A 21,538-nucleotide genomic window follows, 5' to 3' on the forward strand; every position below is an offset into this window, starting at 1 on the left:
ATCCCGCGAGCCCCCTCCCACTCTGCGCGAGCGACCGCTCGCGGGGGCAGGGCGAGAATCAGGCTCTCTTCTGAGGAGAACGGGGTGATACCGTGTCCGCGTGACGGAGACCGTGCACATCCTCCACCTGCTCGGCTACCGCATGGTCGAGGAGACCGACGAGCGCGTCGTGATGGAGATGGACAACCGACCGGACCTGACCAACGTGCGCGGTGCGTTGCAGGGCGGTTTGGTGGCCACGCTGATCGACATCGCCGGTGGCATCCTGGCGGGGCGAAACGTCGGCGCCGACCAGGACGTCACGACCGCCGACCTGACCATCCACTACGTGGCACCCGTGGTCGAGGGCCCGGCACGCGCCGAGGCGACGATCGTGCGGGCAGGAAAAAGGCTGATCGTCACCGCGGTCGACCTGTACGACGTCGCGCGGGATCGGCTGGCCGCGCGCGCGACACTCAGCTTCGCGGTGCTCGACAAGCGCTGAGGGTCAGCCGCGGCGCAGTCCGCGCCACGCCCTGCGGGGCCCGCGGACGTCCACTGACCCGCACACCACCTTGCCGGACAGCACCACATGGGGTCGGCCCTCGCCCGGGGCGTCAGCGCGGTGGTCATGCGCGCTGCCCACGACCACCTCGACGTCGTCGATGGACGCGCTCGCACCGTCGGGCAGGCGCAGGTCCAGGGAGCCGAACTTCAGGTCGAGTTCGATGACGACGATCGGGCCTGCGAAGCGCGCCCGGGTCAGGTCGAGGTCGACCGAACCCATGCGCCGCACGAGGGCGAGCCGCGTCGGCACGGTCCAGGCGCCCTGCCGCTTGAGCGAGCCCATCACACCGCGCAGTTCGACGCGATCGGTGGCCGAGGAGACGATGGCGCCGGGGCCGGGAAGGTCGTCGACCAGGACGTCGAGTTCGGCACGCATCCGCGCCACCGACACCTGAGCGGACCGCTCCTCGAACTCGTCGATGTCGATCAGGCCGAGCGCGACGGCGTTGTGCAGCCGACGCAGCGTGCCGTTGCGGTCGGCATCCGAGATCCGCAGCGCGATGGACGATTCGTCGATTCCGGTCATGGCGGTTTCCAACTTACTCGCCGAAACCGCTCACACCCTGTGATGCGGACGACGTCAGGCCAGGTAGCCGTCGGGCAGGCTGTCGAACATCACCTTGGTCATGCGGACCGCGTACTCCGAACTGCCGCCCCCGACGATGAGCGACGCGAAGGCCATATCGCCGCGATAGCCCGCGAACCAGGCATGCGAGCCACCCGCGAACTCGGCCTCACCGGTCTTGCCGCGCACATCGCCGTAGCCGGCGAGGTCTTTGGCCGTGCCGTTGGTGACCACCATCCGCATCATGGATCGCAGGCCCTCGAGCATCTCGGGATTGGCCTCGGGGCGTTCGCCCGTGATCTCGGTGTGCCGTCCGACGATCAGCTGCGGCACGGGTGCGCGGCCCGAGGCCACCGTCGCAGCGGCCAGCGCCATGCCGAATGGACTGGCCAGCACCTTGCCCTGGCCGAATCCGTCCTCGGTGCGCTCGGCAAGGTCGACGGTCGGCGGGACCGAACCGGACACCGTCGCGATGCCGTCGATCATGTAGTCGGGGCCGATTCCGAACTGTGCCGCGGCCTGGTTCAGCGCGCGCGGTGGCATGCGGCTCGCGAGTTCGGCGAACGTCGTGTTGCAGGAGTTGGCGAACGCCTTGGACAACGGGACGGTGCCGAGGTCGAAGCGGTCGTAGTTGGGGATGGTCCGGTGCCCGATGTCGATCGTGCCGGGGCAGCCCAGCAGTGTGTTCGGGGTGGCCATGTCGCGGTCGATCGCCGCACCCGCGGTGACGATCTTGAATGTCGACCCGGGCGGGTACAGGCCCATCGTGGCGGTGGGCCCGTCGACGTCGGCCGCGGCGTTCTGGGCGACCGCCAGGATGTCGCCCGTCGACGGTTTGATCACGACGAGCATGGCTTTGCGGCCCTGGGCGTTGACGGCGTTCTGGGCGGCGTTCTGCACAGCGCGGTCCAGCGTGATCGACACCGACGCTGCGGGGTCCGGTTCGACCTCGTTGAGCACGTCGACGTCGACGCCGTTCTGGTTGACGCTGACCACGCGCCATCCGGCCGCGCCGTCGAGGTCGCCCATCACCGACTTCTTGACCTCGCTGATGATGGCCGGGGCGAAGGTCGGGTCGGTGGGCAGCAGATCGGCCAGTGGGCTCACGATGACGCCGGGCAGGTGCGCGATGGCCGGGGCCACCCGGTCGTTGTCGTCCTTGCGCAGCGTCACGAGTTCCATCGGAGTGGCTGTCGCGCTGGCCTGTTCGGCCAACCGCTGCGGGTCGAGCGTGTCGTCGAACGGGTGCAGCGCGTCGACGACCGAACGCGCCGTGGCCATCAGGGCCGGGCCGGCCTCGCGCGCGTCGATCGAATACTTGTAGAGGTTGCCGGGCACCAGGACATCGGTGCCGCCGAGTTCGTTCACCGATGCCCGCCGCGGCGGGTCAGCGCGCAGTTCCAGCGTCTGGTTCTCCCCCAGCCTCGGGTGCAGACCCGTTGCGGTCCAACGGACCTGCCAGCCGCCCTCGTTGCGCACCATGTTCAGCACGCCGTCATACGTCCAGGTCCGGTCCTTGGGCAGATGCCAGGTGTAGCGGAAGTTGACCGCGCCGGTGTCCTCGGTGAAGCGCGAGCCGAGAAGCTGGGCGTCGAGGTGATGGGCCTGCAGGCCCGACCATGCCGCGTTCAGCGCGGTGCGCGCCTCCTCGGGGCGGTCCGCCAGGTCGGCGGCGCCACTGGTGTCCCCCTTGGCCAATTTGGCGAAGAACTGCTCGGCCACCGGGGCCGGGCCGTCGGGGCGCGGCGTGCACGCAGGCAGCGCCGCGGTGAGAACAGCAGCCGCCAGCAGTGCTGCTACGCGTGTTGCTCTTGATCTAATTGTGACCATTGAGGCTGATGTTAAGACTCCGCGCGGGGGGAATCGGGGAACGACGCGCAGGTCTGGGCGTCGAATCGAGATGAACGAAAGGTCGTCACAGGGCCAAAAACACGACCGCGGCGTGCAATTCGCCGAGGATCAGTCGAGCAGCACTGTGGCGAACGTGCCGACCTGCGTGAAGCCGACGCGCTCATAGGCCGCGCGGGCCGCGGTGTTGAAACCGTTGACGTACAGGCTCGCGATGCGACCACCCTCGACCACCGCACCGGCCAGCGCTGCCGTACCGGCCGCACCGAGTCCTTGTCCGCGGCGCTCGGGATGCACCCAGACCCCCTGGATCTGGCCCACCCGTGGGGACTGCGAGCCGACCTCGGCCTTGAATATCACCTCACCGTGTTCGAACCGGGCCCAGGCGCGGCCCGCGGCGATCAGGCTCGCGACGCGGCGCCGATAGGCCCGGCCGCCGTCGCCGAGACGCGGGTCGATGCCGACCTCGCCGATGAACATGTCGATCGCGGCCACGAGGTACGCGTCCAACTCGTCGATACGCACCTTGCGGACAGTGGGGTCCGCCGGGATGACCGGCGGCCCCGACAGCGCCAGAAGCGGTTGCTGCCCACGCACGTCGCGGGCCGGGCCCCACGCGGCGTCGAGGCGCTGCCACATGGGCAGCACCAATTCGGCGGGACCGACGAGCGAGGAACAGCGCCGTGCCGAACTCATGGCCTTGTCGGCGAACGCGTTGAGATCGTCGGGAGTCCCGCGAAGCGGAATGATGTTCGCCCCGGCGAAGCACAGGGACTCCTCCGCGTTCCGGCGGGTCCACAGCTCACCGCCGATCGCGGTGGGATCGATGCCGTAATCGGCCACCCGCGCGTCGACCATGCACGCGGCCACCGGATCAGCGTCGAGCACGCGGCGCACCGCAGCGGCGTCACGCACCACCGACACCCGTCGTTCATCGACCAGGCGAAAGAGCGGTGGAGCCGACATGGGCACTCTCTCTACGACTGCGGCCATCCTTGCAGGCCGCACCTGGCGTCAGCTTACGGTCACGACCGGCGGTCCGCTGGGACTTGCCTCGTCAGCGCGCGCCGAGCCCATCTCCTCGGCGAGTCGCAGTGCCTCCTCGATGAGAGTCTCCACGATCTGGGCCTCGGGCACGGTCTTGATCACCTCGCCCTTGACGAAGATCTGGCCCTTGCCGTTGCCCGACGCCACACCGAGATCGGCCTCGCGCGCCTCACCGGGTCCGTTGACGACGCAGCCCATCACCGCGACACGCAGCGGGACGTCCATACCCTCCAGGCCTGCGGTGACCTCGTTGGCCAGCGTGTAGACGTCGACCTGCGCGCGTCCGCACGACGGGCACGACACGATCTCCAGGCCACGCGGACGCAGATTCAGCGACTCCAGGATCTGCGTGCCGACCTTGACCTCTTCGACCGGCGGCGCCGACAGCGACACCCGGATCGTGTCGCCGATGCCGCGCGACAGCAGCGCGCCGAACGCGACCGCGGACTTGATCGTGCCCTGGAAGGCCGGGCCGGCCTCGGTGACGCCGAGGTGCAGCGGGTAGTCGCACTGCGCCGCAAGCTGCTCGTAGGCGGCGACCATGATCACCGGGTCGTTGTGCTTGACGCTGATCTTGATGTCGCCGAAGCCGTGCTCCTCGAACAGCGAGGCCTCCCACAGCGCCGACTCGACCAGCGCCTCCGGGGTGGCCTTGCCGTACTTCTTGAGCAGCCGGGGATCGAGCGACCCCGCGTTGACGCCGATGCGGATCGGGATGCCCGCGTCACCGGCGGCCTTGGCGACCTCCTTGACCCGGCCGTCGAACTCCTTGATGTTGCCCGGGTTCACGCGCACCGCGGCGCAACCCGCGTCGATCGCGGCGAAGATGTACTTGGGCTGGAAGTGGATGTCGGCGATCACCGGGATCTGCGACTTCTTGGCGATCGCCGGCAGCGCGTCGGCGTCCTCCTGGCGCGGGCACGCCACCCGGACGATGTCGCAGCCCGACGCGGTCAGCTGCGCGATCTGCTGCAGCGTCGCGTTGATGTCGTGGGTCTTGGTGGTGCACATCGACTGCACCGCGATGGGATGGTCGCTGCCGACCCCAACGTCGCGGACCATAAGCTGACGGGTCTTGCGGCGGGGCGCCAGAGTGGGCGCGGGCGGCGCCGGCATCCCCAGTCCGATGGACATTCTTGCTTCCTTCTTCTGTGCTCTTCGGTGCTCTAGAACAGGGTGATCGGGTTGACGACGTCGGCGGTGACGGTCAACAGCATGTAGCCGGTCACGACCACCAAGACTACGTAGGTGGCAGGCATCAGCTTGAGATAATTCACCGGACCTGCGGGAACGAGCCCGCGGGCCCTGCGGAACAGGTTGCGGATCTTCTCGTACACCGCGATCGCGATGTGTCCGCCGTCGAACGGCAGCAGCGGGATCAGGTTGACCACGCCGAGCACGAAGTTCAGCTGGGCCAGGAAGAACCAGAACGCCACCCAGATTCCGTGCTCGACGGTTTCGCCGCCGATCCGAGACGCACCCACGACGCTGATCGGGGTGTCCTGGTCGCGCTCACCGCCGCCGATCGCCTCGACCAGCGCTCCGACCTTCGTCGGGATGTTGAGCAGGGCCTTGCCGAGGTGCACGCTCAACTCGCCGGTGAAGACGAAGGTGCCCGGCACCGCCGTGAGCGGGTTGTACTCCGTGAAGGCCGGACCGGTGTCGGCGCTGCTGACACCGATGGCGCCGACCGTGCTCGGCGCGGTGGCCTCGGCGCTGGTGAAGCGCTGCGTCTGGGTGACGTCGACGACGGTCTCGATCCGTGTTCCGTCGCGCTCGAGGACGATGGGGACGGGGCCGGCGAGGCCGCGGATCACCTCGGCCATCTCCGCGAAGCTCGCGACGTCTTTGTCCCCGACCTTGACGATCGCGTCGCCGGGTTGGATTCCCGCCAACGCCGCGGGTCCGGGCCCGGTGCAGTCGGTGAGGTCGGTGTCGTCCTTCGTGAGTTGCGGTGCCACGCAGGTGGTCTGGCCCACAACCGCGGTGGCGGTCTGGCTGAGGTTCGGCAGGCCCCAGATGACCGCGACACCGTAGAGGATCACCAGTCCGAGCACGAAGTTCATGCCGGGACCGGCGAACAGCACCGCGACGCGCTTCCACACCTTCTGCCTGTACATCGCGTACGGGCGGTCCTCGGGCGAAAGCTCCTCGACCGCGGTCATACCGGCGATGTCGCAGAAGCCGCCCAGCGGAATGGCCTTGATGCCGTACTCGGTCTCCCCGAGGCGGTTGGGCCTGCGGGTGGACCACAGCGTCGGGCCGAAGCCGACGAAGTAACGCCGCACCTTCATGCCGGTGGCGCGCGCCACCCACATGTGGCCGCACTCATGCAGTGCGACCGAGAACAGAATGGCCAGCGCGAACAGCGCAACGCCCAGTACGTACATCATCGGGCCGACGAAACCTCCTGTGCGAACGCGTTCTGTGCTCGCTCCCGGGCCCAGCGCTGCGCGTCAAGTACGTCCTCAACGGTAGCTGGTGCGGCCGCCCACTGTTCTGCGGCGTGCAGTACGTCACCCACAGTTCGCACGATGGCCGGGAATGAGATGCGGCCGGCGAGGAACGCTTCCGCGGCCTCCTCGTTGGCCGCGTTGTACACCGCGGTCATGCAGCCGCCGGTCCGCCCAGCGTGCCGCGCCAGGTCGACCGCGGGAAACACCTCGTTGTCCAGCGGTTCGAAATCCCACCGCGACGCCGTCGAGAAGTCGCATGCGAACGCGGCGCCTGCGACCCGGTCGGGCCAGCCCAGCGCCAGCGAGATCGGCAGCTTCATATCGGGCGGACTGGCCTGGGCGATGGTCGACCCGTCGGTGAACGTCACCATCGAGTGCACGATCGACTGCGGGTGCACCACGACATCGATGCGGTCGTAGTCGACGCCGAACAGCAGGTGCGTCTCGATGAGTTCGAGTCCCTTGTTGACCAGCGACGCCGAGTTCAGGGTGTTCATCGGCCCCATCGACCAGGTCGGGTGCGCCCCGGCCTGTTCGGGTGTGACGCTCTCGAGGTCGTCCGCGGCCCAGCCGCGGAACGGTCCGCCAGAGGCCGTCAGCACGAGCTTGGCCACTTCGTCGGCGGATCCCGAACGCAGGCACTGCGCCAGGGCCGAGTGCTCCGAGTCGACGGGCACGATCTGCCCCGGCGCTGCCGCGGCGAGCACCAGGGGGCCGCCCGCCACCAGGGACTCCTTGTTGGCCAGCGCGAGCGTCGCGCCGCACTCGAGAGCAGCCAGCGTCGGTGTGAGTCCCAGCGCGCCGACCAACGCGTTGAGGACGACATCCACCCCGGTCTTCTCGGCGGTCTCCTCCACGATGCGGGTCGCGGCCTCCGGGCCCACAAAGGGCACGTCCCCGAGGGCCGCCGCGGCGCGCTCGTCGGCGACGGCGATGTTCGTCACGCCGGTCGCGGCCCGCTGAGCAGCCAGGACGTCCGGATTTCCACCACCCGCGGCCAGCCCGACGATCTCGAATCGGTCCGGATTGGCGGCGATCACCTCCAGGGCCTGGGTGCCGATCGACCCGGTACTGCCGAGGATCAGGACCTTGCGACGCTCATCTGCCACCCAACCATTGTGCCGCCTGCAGCGCATACCTCCCGCATTGAGAAAGCCAACAAATTTCCTACCACGTGTTGGAATTTCCGACACCCTGTAGGAATATCGGTTCATGAACATCCGCGAATGGCTGATGCCGCCGGTGATCGAGCCGGCACAGGACTACGGCTTCTTCGGGCCCGATTCGGTGACCTGGAAGGTGTGGAGCTTCCCGACGTCGCTGACGATCGGCTTCCAACGCGCCGTCGTCATCGAGGAACTGGACCCCGCTCTGGTCGCGGCGGTCGACAAGACCCACGACATCTACCGCCGCCCCCGCACCCGCTACGACCGCACGCTGCGTTACTTCGCCATGGTCGCCTTCGGCGACAGCGCGTCGACCGCCAAGGCCGCCGACGTTCTGGTCAAGATCCACTCCAAGGCGGTGGGGACCGACCCCGTGACCGGTGGTCGTTACGACGCCAACGATCCGCACTCCCAGCTGTGGATCCACCTGACGGCTTGGCACTCGATCCTCAAGGCCTACGAGCAGTACGGGCCGGGCCGACTCTCGGAGGCCGAGGAGAACCAGTACTGGGCCGAGTGCGCACGGGCCGCCGAACTGCAGACCTGCGATCCCGCCGACGTGCCGCGCACCCGCGAGGGCGTGCTGGCCTACTTCGAGAGCATGCGACCGCAGTTGATCGGCTCCGACATCGCCCGGCAGGCCATGAACCACCTGCTGCGGGCCGACGTCATGCTGCCCGAGATGCCGCGCGTGCTGCGCCCGGCCACCCGGGTCGTCAGTGCGTTCCTGCGCCGCGGGACACTGGCCACCATGCCGGTGTGGATGCGCGAGATGTCGGGCCTACCGACCTCGCGCGTGCTCGACGCCGCCGTGGCGCTGCCCCTGCGCGTGTCGTTCGCGACGGTCGCCACCAACACCCGCCTGCAGTTGATGCTGCTGAGGCTGCTGTCCCCGACCACCATCGAGGTGGCCGCACCGGTGCTGCGGTCGGTTCCGGCGATCGACCCCGTGACCACCACCCCGTACGAGACGCAGAAGGCGTTGGGCCTGGACCGCCCCCGCGACGCGCACCTCGCCCTGCGCACCCGCCAGCACAACCGGGTATTCGGCCAGCACCTGCCGCCCAGCGACGAGGGCCTGATCGAATCCCAGCCGATCCTGGGCCGGGTCGGCGCCACGTGAACCTGCGCCGAGCAGGTGTGCGGGCCGAGCACCTCGGCCCGCAGCGGCGCCGCCCGCAGGTTCTGGACACGGCGCTGGACATCGCCGCCGATGAGGGCCTGGCCCAGATCACCTTCGCCAACATCGCAGCCCGGATGGGGGTGAGCCGACCTGTGGTCTACGACTGCTACCGAACCCGTGGCGACCTCCTGGCCGCGCTGCTCGAACGCGAGACCGAGGTGGCGCTGAGCCGGCTCACCGCGATCCTGCCGCCGCTGAAGACCGGATCGGTCGAGGACATGTTCGTCGAGGGCTTCCGGTCCCTGCTCGGCGACGTCCGAGAACGTCCCGCCTCATGGCGCATCATTTTTACCGAGGACCCGGATCCGACTCTGGCCGAAGCGATTTCGGGAGGCCGCAGGCAGTTGACCGAGCACACCGCGGCCGTCATGCGCCCACTGTTCGAGCGGTGGCAGATCGCCGACCTCGAACGCGTGCTGCCCGTGCTGACCGAGGTGTTCCTCGGGATCTGTGAGACGTCAGTCAGGACCATGCTCGCCCCGGAATCCACCTGGGCGCCCGACGAACTCGCCGACATCGTCGGACGCGCGGCGTATCGCGCGCTGCGGGCCAGGACTTGATGACGTAACTGTGACGCCTGTCACCGTGACCACTCCGGGACGGCGGCGGCCCCGAATGCCGGGTGTAGTGCACATCTGACAAAGGAGTCCGCCCCATGAAAACGTTCAAGTCGATCACGTTCGGCATCGCCGCCGTTGCAGCCCTGGGGTTGTCGGCCTGTTCCAGCGACACCTCAAACTCCGATGCCGACGCCACCACCTCAATGGCGGAGGCGACCTCGGTGTCGGTCACGCCGATGAAGACCACCCCCACCTCGGGATCCTCGAGTGGGCTCATCGGCTCGGGGTGCGCGGCCTACGCCGAGCAGGTGCCGTCGGGCCCCGGATCGGTGGACGGCATGTCGAAGGATCCGGTGACCGTCGCGGCATCCAACAACCCCATGCTCAAGACGCTCACGCAGGCACTGTCGGGCCAGTTGAACCCCGACGTCAACCTGGTCGAAACGCTCGACAACGGCGAGTTCACAGTGTTCGCGCCGACCGACGACGCCTTCGCCAAACTCGACCCGGCGACCATCGACACGCTCAAGACGGACTCCAAGTTGCTGACGTCGATCCTGACCTACCACGTGGTGCCCGGTCAGGCGGGCCCGGACAAGGTGGCCGGCGAGCACGTCACCGTGCAGGGCGCCCCCGTCACCGTCACGGGCGCCGGCGATGGCCTGAAGGTCAACGACGCCGGATTGGTGTGTGGCGGTGTGAAGACCGCGAACGCCACGGTGTACATGATCGACACCGTGCTGATGCCGCCGGCGGCCTGAGCACGGGCGTCCTCGAGGCCTCACACGGTGCGCACGGTGCCGCCGTCGACGACGATGTCGGCACCCACCACCGACGAGGCCGCCTCTGACGCCAGAAAGGCCACCACATCGGCGATCTCGCTGGGCCGGGCCGGCCGGCCCAGCGGGATCCCTCCGAGCGCGGCCATCACGGATTCCAGCGCCGCCACTTGATCGATGTCAGCCGCCCGGGATATCCGCTCGATCAGCGCGTCGGCGGCGTCGGTCTGGATGAAACCCGGTGATACAGTGTTGACGCGAACACCCTTGGGCGCCAACTCGACTGACAGACCCTTGCTGTAGACGCGCAGCGCCGCCTTGGCCGCCGCGTAACCGAGGGTGCCGTCGTACAACGGCATTCGGCTCTGGATGGAGCCGATGTGGATGATCACCCCAGACCCCGCCTCCAGCATCGCCGGGATGAGAACACGATCCATCCGCACGGCCGCAAGCAGGTTGAGGTTCAACTCGGCCGCCCAGTGCTCGTCGGTCATCACCGCATGTCCACCCGCCGGCGTGGCCGAGCCTCCCGCGACGTGGACCACGATGTCCATCGGACCGTGTGCCGCGACATGCTCGGCCACCGCGGCGACACCGGCGCCGGAGGTGATATCCGCGGCCACGAAATCGTCTGCGATCACACCGATTTCAGGACGCGAGCGGGCCACCGCAGTGACATGCACTCCGTCGCGGCGTAACGCCGCCACGACCGCCGCACCGGCACCCCTGGTGCCGCCCGTGACCAGGGCGCGCCGTCCCGTCGTGGCACTCATGCGTCCGCCCTGAACACCGGCCAGCACAACTCCGTCTCCCACTCCGCCAGATCTTCTGTGTCCCAGTAAAACCGGCGGTAGTACTCGCGCAGCGGCGCCGCCACGCTGATCTCGTGACGCGTCGCGTAGGCGCCGAGCTCGCTGTATGCGAGATCGGCGTCGTCATGGCGGCCATGGTGAGTCAGCACCACCAGGTCGGCGGCGGGGAGCACAGCGGTTCGGATCCGGCCGGCCGGGTCGCCGACGAGGCCGCCCACCGGGAGGAACACCGTCACCTCACCGCGGTCTCGTTCGAAGATGTCGAAAGCGAACAGGGCTCCCGGCACACCGCGGGCCCCGACCTCGCCGGCGGCCGCTCGCAGTTCCTCCATTGCGGCCTCCCACCAGGACGTCAGTTGGTCCCGGTCCACCGTGGCGGTGATCAGCCACACCGGCGTCGCCGGCGCCGTGCGCCGCTGAATCCGGGACGTCGCGGGCGGCCGTTCCAGGATGGCCCGCAGTGACTCCACAGCCCGCCCAGTCGCAGCCAACTGCGTCTCGAGCCTGGCCAGATGCCCAGCGATCAGCGAGTTGCGCTGTTCGGGCGTCGCGGCCAGCACCGCCCGAACGTCCGGGATCGGCATATCGAGTTCACGCAGGCGCCGGACCACGGCCGCGGTGGCCACCTGCTCCGGCAGGTAGTACCGGTAACCCGTCGCCGGATCGACCTGATCGGGCACGACGAGCCCGACGTCGTGATAGTGCCGCAGGGCCTTGACCGTGAGTTGCGTCATCCGGGAGAAGTCCCCGATCGACAGGAGTGTCGCCACGAGGAGAAGTCTGGTGCCTCCCCCAACGGGAGGGTCAAGTTTCGCCGACGACCGGACGGGGCAGATGCTGTAACCATGGCAGGAGCGACGCGTGTCCTCTGGTTTCGTCGCGATCTGCGCATCCACGATCACCCGGCACTGCTCGCGGCCGCGGCCGACGGCGCCGACGTGCTCGCGTGCTACGTGCTGGACCCGCGACTGACGGCCTCGGCCGGAGCGAGGCGCCTGCAGTTCCTCTACGACTCCCTGCGCGAGGTTCGCGATGCGCTGGACGGGCGGCTGCTGGTGACCCGGGGCCGGGCGGAGACGCGAATCCCCCACCTGGCCAAGGCCGTTGGCGCCGAGTCGGTGCACATCACCGCCGACTGCACGCCGTTCGGCACCCGTCGCGACGACGCGGTCCGGGCCGCACTCGGTGACGTCCCGCTCGAGGCGACGGGGTCGCCATACCTGGTTTCCCCCGGCCGAGTGACCAAGAATGACGGCTCGGTCTACAGGATCTTCACGCCGTATCACCGGCGCTGGGTCGAACACGGCTGGCGTTCCGCCGCGACGTCGACGCCCACGTCCGCCCGGTTCCTGTCACTCGAGGACACCGGCGAGAAGACGCAGAAGATTCCCGACCCCGGAACCGAATTGAGCCTGCCCGCCGGAGAGCAGGCCGCCCGCGCGCGCTGGCACGAGTTCGTCGACGACGGTCTCGCCGACTACGCCACCACACGTGACCGCCCCGATCTGGACGCGACCAGTCGCATGTCGGCCTACCTGCACTTCGGCAACATCCACCCACGCACCATGGCAGCCGACCTGACCGGACCGGGCGAGGGGCCGCGGGCCTATCTGCGGGAACTGGCGTTCCGCGACTTCTACGCCACGGTGCTCAACGAGTGGCCCCGCAGTGCGTGGTCGAACTTCAACTCGGGCTTCGACGCGATGCAGGTCGACGAGGACGCCGAGGCCGAACAGGCCTATGCGGCCTGGAAAGCCGGGCGGACAGGGTTCCCCATCGTCGACGCGGGCATGCGCCAACTGCTCGAGACCGGGTTCATGCACAACCGAGTCCGGATGATCACCGCGTCATTCCTGGTGAAGGACCTGCACCTGCCTTGGCAGTGGGGAGCACGCTGGTTTCTGGAGCAGTTGATGGATGCCGACATGGCCAGCAATCAGCACGGCTGGCAGTGGGCCGCGGGGACCGGCACCGACGCCGCGCCGTACTTCCGGGTGTTCAATCCCGACTCCCAGCGCGACAAGTTCGATCCGACCGGCGACTACGTGCGGCGCTGGGTGCCCGAGATCAACACCGCCGGCTATCCGGCGCCCATCGTCGACCACGGTCAGGAGCGTCGTGAGGCGCTGCGCCGCTACGGGGAGATCAGCTGAGAACGCGCCGGGACCGTATGCCAGAATGTCGGGCATGGTCAGCACCGAAGTTGAGCGCTACAACGACGTCGATCCGGCCGACGTGCCGTCGGCCAAGTGGGGCTGGAGCAGGGTCAATCACCGGACGTGGCACATCACGGGCCTGGTGATCGTGGTGTTCCTGCTCGCAATGCTGCGCGGCAACCACACCGGCAGGGTCGAGGACATCTTCCTGGTGGCGTTCGCGGTGCTGGTGCTCGGTGTCGTGGTCCGCGACATCTGGGGCCGCAAGCGGGGTTGGCTGCGCTGACGCGCGGCCCCGTCCCAGCCCTCGTGGCCTTCTAGCCTTCCGCGGCCAACTGGCCGCACGCCGCGGCGATCTCCTGCCCGCGCGTATCCCGCACCGTGCACGACACACCCTTGGCGCGCACCCGGCGGACGAACTCACGCTCGACCGGCTTGGGGCTGGCATCCCACTTGCTGCCCGGCGTCGGGTTGAGCGGGATCAGGTTCACGTGCACCAGCGACCCGAACACCGAGTGCAGCTTTTTGCCCAGCAGATCGGCGCGCCACGGCTGATCGTTGATGTCGCGGATCAGGGCGTACTCGATCGACACCCGGCGTCCCGTCACGTCGGCGTAGTGGCGCGCGGCCTCCAGCGCCTCGTCCACGGCCCAGCGGTTGTTCACCGGGACCAGGGTGTCGCGCAGTTCATCGTCGGGCGTGTGCAGCGACAACGCCAGGGTCACCCCGAGGTTCTCCTCGGCCAGTCGGCGGATCGCGGGTGCAAGACCCACAGTCGACACCGTCACCGAGCGCGCTGAGATGCCGAAGCCGTTCGGCGGCGCCTCGATGATGCGCCGGACGGCGGCCAGCACCCGGTTGTAGTTGGCCAGCGGCTCGCCCATGCCCATGAAGACGATGTTGGACAGCCGGCCGTCGAACTCGTCACGCATCGTGGCGGCCGCACTGCGCACCTGCTCGACGATCTCGGCGGTCGACAGGTTGCGCGTCAGCCCGCCCTGGCCCGTCGCGCAGAACGGGCAGGCCATGCCACATCCGGCCTGTGACGAGATGCACACCGTCGCGCGATCCGGGTAGCGCATCAGCACCGACTCGAACGTGGTGCCATCTCCGGCCCGCCACAACGTCTTTCGGGTCTCCCCCGCATCGCACTGAATCTGGCGCAGCGGTGTCAGCAGCGTCGGGAACAGCGCCTCAGCCACCTGCTCGCGCACTGCGGCAGGAAGATCCGTCATCTCTCGGGGGTCGGCGATCAGCCGCCCGTAGTACTGATTGGCCAACTGCTTGGCGCGGAACTTGGGCAGCCCCAGTTCGGCGACCGCTTCGGCCCGGCCGTCCTCGTCGAGGTCGGCGAAATGCCGGGGCGGCAGTGCCCGGCGCGGAGCTTCGAAGACCAGTTCCTGTTTCATGCGGACACCTTCGTTACGACGTCGGCGCTGAGTACATCGCGCACCGCGGCGTCGACGGTCTCAAGCAGTCTCTGTTCCACCCCGGGCCGGCCCCGCACGAACACCGAGGCCCGATTCGCCTCGGGCAGCTCCTCGGCGACACACAACCCGTCGGGCAGTCGGCCGATCATGGGCAGCAGCGCCACGCCGAGCCCGGAGCGCACGGCCGACGCCAGACCGGAGAGGTCCGAGCATTCCGCGGCGATCTCGTAGGACGTGCCGATCTTGTCGAGGGCGGCGAATGTCGGCTCCCGCAGCGTGCACGGTTCCGAATAGACGACCAGGGGCAGCGGGCCGTCCGCCGGAACGCTGAACCCGCGCGCCGAGATCCAGCGCAGCGCCACCATGCCCGACGCGTTCGAGCGGTCCCAGCCGGAACCGTCGAGCAGAACCGCCAGGTCGACAGCACCGTGCTCGATGGCGTCGGCGAGCGTGACGTTGCGATCGAGCCGGAACCGGATGCGCCACGCGGGAAGCCGTTCACTGAGCGCATCGGTCAGGCCCGGCAGCATCACGTCGGCGCCATGTTCGGTGGCGCCGATCGTCAGCACCTTCTCCTGTGTCGCGCCGAGATCGGCCAGCGCCGCGTCGTGGGCGGCCAGGATCCGACGCGCGTGCACGACGACCCGGTGGCCCACTTCGGTGAACACCGCGCCCCGGCCCGACCGTTCGACGATGGGCGCCCCGACGACACCCTCGATGCGGCGGACATGCTGGCTCACCGCGGACTGCGTCAGGTGCAGAACGGCGGCGGCGCGGTGAAATCCGCCACAGTCGGCCACCGCGACGACACTGCGCAGCGGGGCGATGTCGAGTACCTGAGGCATTGCGACAACGGTACTCTGATCAGCAGAGCCGATCAATTTCGCTGGCCTGGGTCACATTACCCGGGACAAACGATCAGCGATCACGATCAGTGGTGATCGGAGAAAATCGTTGGACGCGCCCCACTTCCGGCTTCCACGATGTCGGAGTGACTCAGCCCCGGATGTCCGCCCAGACCGCGTCGACCGTGACGTTCTTCTATGCCCTGGGCTACCCCGTGGGCAACGCCGCGGTCGCGGCCATGTCACCGATGGCTGTGTTGGTGTTCCGCTTCGGACTGGCGGCGGCGATCCTCGGCACCTGGGCCCGTGTCGCGGGCGTGTCGTGGCCGCGCGGAACCAAACTGGGCCACGTCGCGGTCACCGGCCTGCTCATGCAGGCCGTGCAGTTCTGTTTCCTCTACCTCGCGATCGAGCGCGGCGCCCCGGCGGTGCTGTGCGCCGTGCTGATCGCGATGAACCCGGTGGCCACGGCACTGCTGGCGACGGTGTTCCTGCGGGACCGCCTCGGTGCACTGCGGGTCGTCGCGCTGTCCCTCGGCGTGGCGGCGGTGTTGGCCGCGTGCGCGAGTCGTCTGCGGGCCGAACACGGCGTCGACCCCGTCCTGGGACTGCTGCTCGTCGCGCTGCTGGGACTGGCGACCGGGGGCGTCTATCAGCAGCGGTTCTGCGCCGACGTCGACTTCCGGGCGGCCGCGACGGTGCAGAACGTCGTGGCCCTGGTCCCGGCCACGGCGCTGGCCGCCATCACTCCGTTCGCGGTGCACAACACCGCGCATGCGGTGTGGGCGGTCGCGGGGGTGGTCCTGCTGAACGCGGTGGTCGGGGTGTCGCTCTACGTCCGCGCGATCAGCATCCACGGCGCCACCGCGGTCACGATGCTGTTCTGCGTCATCCCCGCGGTCGCGGGTGCCCTGTCGTGGGCGATGCTGGGTCAGCGGATCGACATCGGGGTGGGCATCGGCCTCGCGTTGGGGGCGGCGGCGTGCTGGCTCAATGCCCGCGCGTCGTCACACCAGAAGCGTCAGGACGATCCACGTCGCGGTGGCCGACGGCAGGATCGAGTCGATGCGGTCCATGATGCCGCCGTGGCCGGGTAGCAGCGTGCCCATGTCCTTGATGCCCAGATCGCGTTTGACCTGGGACTCGACCAGGTCGCCGAGCGTGCCCGTGATCACCAGGAAGATGCCCAGCGGGATGCCGACCCAGGCCGGCTTCTCCAACAGGAAGGCGACTGCCACGACTGCCATCGCGGTGCCGCAGATCAGCGACCCGGCGAAGCCCTCCCAGGACTTCTTCGGGCTGATCGCGGGGACCATGGTGTGCTTGCCGAACAGCACGCCCGCGGCGTAACCGCCGATGTCGGAGAACACCACGGGCAGCAGCAGGCAGAAGACCCGCGCCCAGCCGTCGTCGGGATAGACCAGCAGCACACCGAAGGCCCCGAACAGCGGGATCCAGGCCGCCAGGAAGACCGTCACCGCGACGTCGCGCAGGTAGTTCTCGGGCGCACTCTTGAGCCCCTGGGACAGCAGGCGCCACACGAGGCAGACCAGGACCGTGCCACCGAATCCGCCGAGCGCACCGGCCGCACCGAAGGGCCAGGTCAGCCAGATCATGGCCTGACCGCCCACGAGCAGTGGCACGACGGGGATCGAGTAGCCGCCGTCGCGCAGTCGGCGCACCACCTCGTGGGTGGCGATCGCGATGGCCGCCGCGACGACACCGATCCAGATGTAGGGCGCCAGCAGCAGGATCGCGATGAGGCCGCCGCCGAGGGCGGCTCCGACGGCGATGGCCGCCGGCAGGTTGCGGCCCGCGCGGGACGTCTTGGGCGACGGCTCGGTGGAGGACTGACCGGTGTCGGTTTCAGCCACGGGAATGATTGCTGGAGGTCAGACCTCCAGCAGTTCACCTTCCTTGTGCTTCACCAGGTCATCGATCTGGCTCACGTACTGCGCGGTGCTCTTGTCCAGGTCCTTCTCGGCCCGACCGACCTCGTCCTCGCCCGCTTCGCCGTCCTTCTTGATCCGGCCCAGCTCCTCCATGGCCTTGCGGCGGATGTTGCGCACCGCGACCCTGGCGTCCTCACCCTTGCCCTTGGCCTGCTTCACGAGTTCGCGACGGCGCTCCTCGGTCAGCTGCGGGACCGAGATCCGGATGACGTTGCCGTCGTTCGACGGGTTCACCCCAAGGTCGGAGTTGCGGATCGCATCCTCGATGTTGCGCAGCTGCGACGCCTCGTAAGGCTTGATCACCACGAGCCGTGGCTCGGGGACGTTGATGCTCGACAGCTGGGTGATGGGGGTCATCGAACCGTAGTACTCGATGTTGATGCGGGAGAACATGCCCGGATTGGCGCGGCCGGTCCGAATGGACGCGAGGTCATCCCGCGCGACCGCCACGGCCTTCTCCATCTTCTCCTCGGCATCGAACAATGCCTCGTCGATCACCGTCTCTTCTCCCGTCGCTTCGCTGCCCGCCCGATGTCCACCTAGGTGGTGACCAGGGTTCCGATCTTCTCACCTGCGACTGCCCGAGCGATATTGCCGTCGGCCAACAGGTTGAACACCAGGATCGGCATGCCATTGTCCATGCACAGACTAAACGCGGTGGCATCAGCCACACGCAGACCACGGTCGATGACCTCACGATGGGTGATCGCGGTCAGAAGTTGGGCCTCGGGGTTGGTCCGCGGGTCGTCGGTGTACACCCCGTCGACCGCCTTGGCCATCAGGACCACCTCGGCGCCGATCTCAAGCGCGCGCTGCGCGGCGGTGGTGTCGGTGGAGAAGTACGGCAGGCCCATGCCCGCACCGAAGATGACCACCCGCCCCTTCTCCAGGTGCCGCACGGCCCGCAACGGGAGGTAGGGCTCGGCGACCTGACCCATTGTGATCGCGGTCTGCACCCGGGTGTCGATGCCCTCCTTCTGCAGGAAGTCCTGCAGCGCAAGGCTGTTCATCACCGTGCCGAGCATGCCCATGTAGTCGCTGCGCGTCCGTTCCATCCCGCGCTGCTGCAGTTGGGCGCCGCGGAAGAAGTTGCCGCCGCCGATGACCACCGCGACCTGGACGCCGCTGCGCACCACCTCGGCGATCTGCCGCGCCACCAGCGCGACGACATCGGGGTCGAGGCCCACCTGGCCGCCGCCGAACATCTCACCACCGAGCTTGAGCAGCACCCGCGAGTACTTGGGGCGCAGTGCTGATGTGTTGCCGGTGGTGCTGGGCTCCCCCATGGGATTCGGCCTCCTCGCATGACAGTGCCATCCGGCCATCCGTTCTGTCCTCCGAACGGCCTCAACCATCCTGCCTCATCGCCGCCGGAAAACTCGGCGCGGGGCGGAATGGGTCGGCTCCGCGTGGCGTTCGAGTCGACATGGACCTCTCCTCTTCGACCGCATTGATCACCGGCGCCAACCGTGGGCTGGGCGCAGCCTTCGCCCGGGACCTCGTCTCCCGCGGCGCCAAGGTGTACGCCGGCGCCCGTGACCCCGCCTCCGTGCACATCGACGGCGTCATCCCGGTGCGTGTGGACACCACCGATCCGGCCTCGATCGCGGCGGTCGCCGCACAGGCCGGCGACGTCACCCTGCTGGTCAACAATGCGGGCATCGCCCGCGACGTCGACCTGCTCACGGGCGACCTCGCCGACGCGCGCGCTGAGATCGAAACCAACTACTTCGGCACCCTGGAGATGATCCGCGCGTTCGTCCCCGTACTCGAGGCCAACGGCGGGGGCGCCATCCTCAACGTGCTGTCGGTGTTGTCGTGGCTGAGCTCACCCGACACCGGCGGTTACTGTGCGGCCAAGTCCGCGGAGTGGTCGATGACCAACGCCGTGCGCGCACAGTTGGCCGGTCGCGGGGTCGCCGTCACGGGCCTGCACGTGGGTCTCATGGCCACCGATATGGCGGCCAACTTCGACGCGCCCAAATCGAATCCCGCCGACGTCGCACGCCTTGCCCTCGACGGGGTGGCCGCCGGCGCGTACGAGGTCCTGGCCGACGATCTGAGCCGCCACGTGCAGGCCAACCTGTCCTCCGGGGTCGCCGCCCTCTACCCCAGCCTGGCCGGCTGACTCAGCAGGAGTGACAGCCCTTGGGCGCTGACGGCGGCAGGTCCATCGCCGGATTGCCGTCGAAGAAGCCCACCGGCTTGATCTTGAAACCGGTGTAGTGGCACGGCATCACGGGCCAGTCCTCGGGGCACACCACGTGGTGGGCACCGACGGTGTACCAGAGCACGAGGTCGGTGTTCTCCAGCGGTGCGTCGTCGGCGATGAACTGCGGCAGGCCCTGCGCCTCGGCGCACTGGTACATGTAGTCCCCCGCCGCGTAGCGTTCGGCCGGGTCGTACTTGGTCACCCACAGGTTGTGCTGGACGAACCGGGCACGGTCGTAGATCACCGAGCCCTCCTGCACCATCACGGGCACCACGTCCTTGGGCATGATCTTGTAGCCCACCGGGCTGCCCAGGCCGTTGAGCTTGTTGGGGTTGACCACCTTCCAGTACCGGCCCGTCTTGTGCTCCCAGTCGCGCCCGCCCTCGGCCTCCGAGGCCACCAGCGTGTCGCGGGTGATCCAGGCGTTGTGGTGCGGGTTCAGCTCGGGATCGGGCTCGGGGATCGAATCCACCTCGTACACACTGTTTCCTGGACCGTCGACGTTCATGTCGAGCCGGAAGTTGAAGAAGTGCTGGTGGTTCGGCCCGTACATGCCGGGGGCCACGACCTTGCCGTACCGCGACGTCTCCCCCTCGGCCAGCGCGCCGGTGGTGATGATGCCCGTCAGCTTGACCTCGACCTCGATACCGGCGTCGTTGTAGAAGTACCAGAAGAAGCCATACTCGTAGTTGCCGACGGTGCAGATCATCGAGATCACCAGACGCCGGGACCGGCGCACCTCGACATCTCCCGTGCGGAAGTCGGTGTGTTTCCAGGAGATTCCGTAGTCCTCCTCGTGCATGCAGATGGCGTTGGGGATCACCACCGCGTTGCCGTTGGAGTCGTTGAGCGTGGCGTCGAAGTAGTGGATCTCGCCCAGGCAGTCGCAGCCCAGCCGCAGCGAGTTGGCCGAGAAGCCCATGCCCACTTCGCCCATGTCGAAGACGTTCTTGTTCCACTGCATGGGCGACGAGTCGCCGTAGGGCACCACCATCTCCGAGAGCGCGCCGCGGTACATGATGGGCCGCACCTGGCCGCGGTCGGTGTAGGTGATGTCGTGCAGCGTCAGACCCTCACGCGGGTTGAATCCCACACGCATCGACCACTTCTGCCAGGTGACCTTCCAGCCGTCGACGGTGAAGCTCGGCCCGTCGGGCTGGACGATCTCGAGAGGCTTGACGCCGTCGCGGAATTCGGTGAACGCCGGCAGGTTGTCGGCGTCGAACATGAACTCCGGCGTGTAGTTGCCGGGCTTGGTCGGCAGCGGCACCACGCCGTGGTCCTCGATGTCGATGACGCTCATGGTGTCGAGGTCGAACAGCACGATCAGGCCCTCGACGGGGCGTGCGTAGCCGTTCTCCCCCGGTGCGGACCGGACGAAGGTCAGCGGACGGCAGACCCACGGCGAGTTCTCGTAGTCGTCCTGCGGGCCGTAGTAGCCCGCAGGCCACGGATCGACCATCGTAAGGCTGAAGTCGGTGACGCCGCGATTGCGCATGGCCTCCTGCCAGCGCGGGTCCGCCTGCACCGCCTCCTCGATGCCCATGAAGGCATCCGACAGGTACGACGGGAACTTCCCCGGGATCGACTTCCACGAGTCGACCGTGCCCGCCCGCACGTCGACCACGGCCTCGTAGACCACCTTCTTGTCGTACGTCGACACGAACGCCCGGCGCGGAACAGGGATGGCGGGATCGAAGGTCAGCGTCGCCGGCTTCTCCGGCTCGGCCAGCTCGATCATCACGAACTTCAATGTCGGCGTGCTGTATTGGGATTCAGTGACAATCCGGGCTGCCGCCTCGATCTCGGCGCCGGTCAACGGGTCCAGCGGGTGGGGCGCTGCGGCCGTGTCCTCGACCTTCGCGATTGTGCTGTCCATCGTCATGGGGAATACGCCTCCTGCTGTGATTCGACTGGCATATGGTCGGACGACCAGGTTTCGCGGGACGCCGCGCTCCGTGACCGCCGCGTAAACTCCACG

At 68.3% G+C, this 21,538-nt stretch carries 22 protein-coding genes; 8 read left to right on the forward strand and 14 right to left on the reverse strand.

The features are described 5' to 3' along the window. Nucleotides 1–100: 100 nt before the first annotated feature. Complete coding sequence (locus tag G6N34_RS14435; protein ID WP_109788539.1) at nucleotides 101–484, forward strand: PaaI family thioesterase; 384 nt, start codon at nucleotides 101–103, stop codon at nucleotides 482–484. Nucleotides 485–487: 3 nt separating this feature from the next. Here G6N34_RS14435 and G6N34_RS14440 read toward each other — a convergent pair whose 3' ends face one another. The 6 genes from G6N34_RS14440 to dxr all read right to left on the reverse strand — a co-directional run bounded on the left by G6N34_RS14440 (nucleotide 488) and on the right by dxr (nucleotide 7,571). Continuing rightward, nucleotides 488–1,072, reverse strand: coding sequence for a DUF1707 SHOCT-like domain-containing protein (locus G6N34_RS14440; protein WP_085152668.1), 585 nt, complete (start codon nucleotides 1,070–1,072; stop codon nucleotides 488–490). A 54-nt stretch (nucleotides 1,073–1,126) separates the two neighbouring features. Beyond that, nucleotides 1,127–2,941 (reverse strand): penicillin-binding transpeptidase domain-containing protein, encoded by a 1,815-nt coding sequence (locus G6N34_RS14445; RefSeq protein WP_085152669.1) that lies wholly within the window; start codon nucleotides 2,939–2,941, stop codon nucleotides 1,127–1,129. 129 nt (nucleotides 2,942–3,070) lie between these two features. Further along, a complete protein-coding gene (locus G6N34_RS14450; RefSeq protein ID WP_085152670.1) occupies nucleotides 3,071–3,925 on the reverse strand; it encodes a GNAT family N-acetyltransferase in 855 nt (284 codons plus the stop codon). 48 nt (nucleotides 3,926–3,973) lie between these two features. Beyond that, nucleotides 3,974–5,140: a flavodoxin-dependent (E)-4-hydroxy-3-methylbut-2-enyl-diphosphate synthase gene (ispG, locus tag G6N34_RS14455; RefSeq protein WP_085152671.1), complete on the reverse strand. Its 1,167-nt coding sequence runs from the start codon at nucleotides 5,138–5,140 to the stop codon at nucleotides 3,974–3,976. A gap of 32 nt (nucleotides 5,141–5,172) precedes the next feature. Beyond that, a complete protein-coding gene (locus tag G6N34_RS14460) occupies nucleotides 5,173–6,399 on the reverse strand; it encodes a M50 family metallopeptidase (protein ID WP_085152672.1) in 1,227 nt (408 codons plus the stop codon). Continuing rightward, nucleotides 6,396–7,571, reverse strand: coding sequence for a 1-deoxy-D-xylulose-5-phosphate reductoisomerase (gene dxr / locus G6N34_RS14465; RefSeq protein ID WP_234812939.1), 1,176 nt, complete (start codon nucleotides 7,569–7,571; stop codon nucleotides 6,396–6,398). Before dxr ends, G6N34_RS14460 begins: the two co-directional genes overlap by 4 nt. A gap of 103 nt (nucleotides 7,572–7,674) precedes the next feature. Here dxr and G6N34_RS14470 point away from each other — a divergent pair, with 103 nt between their 5' ends. The 3 genes from G6N34_RS14470 to G6N34_RS14480 all read left to right on the forward strand — a co-directional run bounded on the left by G6N34_RS14470 (nucleotide 7,675) and on the right by G6N34_RS14480 (nucleotide 10,132). After that, nucleotides 7,675–8,751 (forward strand): oxygenase MpaB family protein, encoded by a 1,077-nt coding sequence (locus G6N34_RS14470; RefSeq protein ID WP_085152674.1) that lies wholly within the window; start codon nucleotides 7,675–7,677, stop codon nucleotides 8,749–8,751. Beyond that, complete coding sequence (locus tag G6N34_RS14475) at nucleotides 8,748–9,371, forward strand: TetR/AcrR family transcriptional regulator (protein WP_085152675.1); 624 nt, start codon at nucleotides 8,748–8,750, stop codon at nucleotides 9,369–9,371. The genes G6N34_RS14470 and G6N34_RS14475 overlap by 4 nt, the downstream gene beginning before the upstream one ends. 95 nt (nucleotides 9,372–9,466) lie before the next feature. Further along, nucleotides 9,467–10,132, forward strand: a complete 666-nt coding sequence (locus tag G6N34_RS14480) for a fasciclin domain-containing protein (protein ID WP_085152676.1) — start codon at nucleotides 9,467–9,469, stop codon at nucleotides 10,130–10,132. A 20-nt stretch (nucleotides 10,133–10,152) separates the two neighbouring features. Here the strand turns inward: G6N34_RS14480 and G6N34_RS14485 are convergent, their stop codons facing one another. Next, nucleotides 10,153–10,923 carry an SDR family oxidoreductase gene (locus G6N34_RS14485; RefSeq protein WP_085152720.1) on the reverse strand — a complete coding sequence of 257 codons (771 nt, stop codon included), beginning with the start codon at nucleotides 10,921–10,923 and terminating at the stop codon, nucleotides 10,153–10,155. After that, a complete protein-coding gene (locus G6N34_RS14490; protein ID WP_109788540.1) occupies nucleotides 10,920–11,732 on the reverse strand; it encodes a MerR family transcriptional regulator in 813 nt (270 codons plus the stop codon). Before G6N34_RS14490 ends, G6N34_RS14485 begins: the two co-directional genes overlap by 4 nt. Nucleotides 11,733–11,807: 75 nt before the next feature. Here G6N34_RS14490 and G6N34_RS14495 point away from each other — a divergent pair, with 75 nt between their 5' ends. Together G6N34_RS14495 and G6N34_RS14500 are read left to right on the forward strand one after the other, a co-directional pair. Continuing rightward, nucleotides 11,808–13,115 carry a cryptochrome/photolyase family protein gene (locus tag G6N34_RS14495; protein WP_085152677.1) on the forward strand — a complete coding sequence of 436 codons (1,308 nt, stop codon included), beginning with the start codon at nucleotides 11,808–11,810 and terminating at the stop codon, nucleotides 13,113–13,115. 34 nt (nucleotides 13,116–13,149) lie between these two features. Next, nucleotides 13,150–13,404 (forward strand): DUF2631 domain-containing protein, encoded by a 255-nt coding sequence (locus G6N34_RS14500; protein WP_085152678.1) that lies wholly within the window; start codon nucleotides 13,150–13,152, stop codon nucleotides 13,402–13,404. Between the two features lie 31 nt (nucleotides 13,405–13,435). Here the strand turns inward: G6N34_RS14500 and rlmN are convergent, their stop codons facing one another. Next, nucleotides 13,436–14,527, reverse strand: a complete 1,092-nt coding sequence (gene rlmN, locus G6N34_RS14505; protein ID WP_085152679.1) for a dual-specificity RNA methyltransferase RlmN — start codon at nucleotides 14,525–14,527, stop codon at nucleotides 13,436–13,438. Continuing rightward, nucleotides 14,524–15,393: a LysR family transcriptional regulator gene (locus G6N34_RS14510; protein WP_085152680.1), complete on the reverse strand. Its 870-nt coding sequence runs from the start codon at nucleotides 15,391–15,393 to the stop codon at nucleotides 14,524–14,526. Before G6N34_RS14510 ends, rlmN begins: the two co-directional genes overlap by 4 nt. Nucleotides 15,394–15,554: 161 nt before the next feature. On the opposite strand from G6N34_RS14510, the gene G6N34_RS14515 reads away from it, so the two are divergent. Next, nucleotides 15,555–16,490, forward strand: coding sequence for a DMT family transporter (locus G6N34_RS14515; protein WP_085152681.1), 936 nt, complete (start codon nucleotides 15,555–15,557; stop codon nucleotides 16,488–16,490). Here G6N34_RS14515 and G6N34_RS14520 read toward each other — a convergent pair. The 3 genes from G6N34_RS14520 to pyrH are packed head-to-tail and all read right to left on the reverse strand — an operon-like array spanning nucleotide 16,401 to nucleotide 18,631. Beyond that, nucleotides 16,401–17,276, reverse strand: coding sequence for a phosphatidate cytidylyltransferase (locus G6N34_RS14520; RefSeq protein ID WP_085152682.1), 876 nt, complete (start codon nucleotides 17,274–17,276; stop codon nucleotides 16,401–16,403). The two genes, G6N34_RS14515 and G6N34_RS14520, sit on opposite strands and share 90 nt — an antisense overlap. A 9-nt stretch (nucleotides 17,277–17,285) precedes the next feature. Then, the gene (gene frr, locus G6N34_RS14525; RefSeq protein WP_085152683.1) at nucleotides 17,286–17,843 is read right to left on the reverse strand and encodes a ribosome recycling factor; all 558 of its coding nucleotides are present in this window, start codon (nucleotides 17,841–17,843) and stop codon (nucleotides 17,286–17,288) included. Nucleotides 17,844–17,884: 41 nt separating this feature from the next. Next, nucleotides 17,885–18,631: a UMP kinase gene (gene pyrH, locus G6N34_RS14530; RefSeq protein ID WP_085152684.1), complete on the reverse strand. Its 747-nt coding sequence runs from the start codon at nucleotides 18,629–18,631 to the stop codon at nucleotides 17,885–17,887. Nucleotides 18,632–18,771: 140 nt separating this feature from the next. Here pyrH and G6N34_RS14535 point away from each other — a divergent pair, with 140 nt between their 5' ends. Continuing rightward, the gene (locus G6N34_RS14535) at nucleotides 18,772–19,473 is read left to right on the forward strand and encodes an SDR family oxidoreductase (RefSeq protein ID WP_085152685.1); all 702 of its coding nucleotides are present in this window, start codon (nucleotides 18,772–18,774) and stop codon (nucleotides 19,471–19,473) included. 1 nt (nucleotide 19,474) lies between these two features. On the opposite strand, the gene G6N34_RS14540 is transcribed toward G6N34_RS14535, so the two are convergent. Then, on the reverse strand, nucleotides 19,475–21,442 hold the full coding sequence (locus tag G6N34_RS14540) for a primary-amine oxidase (RefSeq protein WP_085152686.1): 1,968 nt from the start codon (nucleotides 21,440–21,442) through the stop codon (nucleotides 19,475–19,477). Nucleotides 21,443–21,538 lie beyond the last annotated feature (96 nt).

Origin of the sequence: Mycolicibacterium confluentis, from assembly GCF_010729895.1 — a bacterium.
Classification (GTDB): domain Bacteria; phylum Actinomycetota; class Actinomycetes; order Mycobacteriales; family Mycobacteriaceae; genus Mycobacterium; species Mycobacterium confluentis.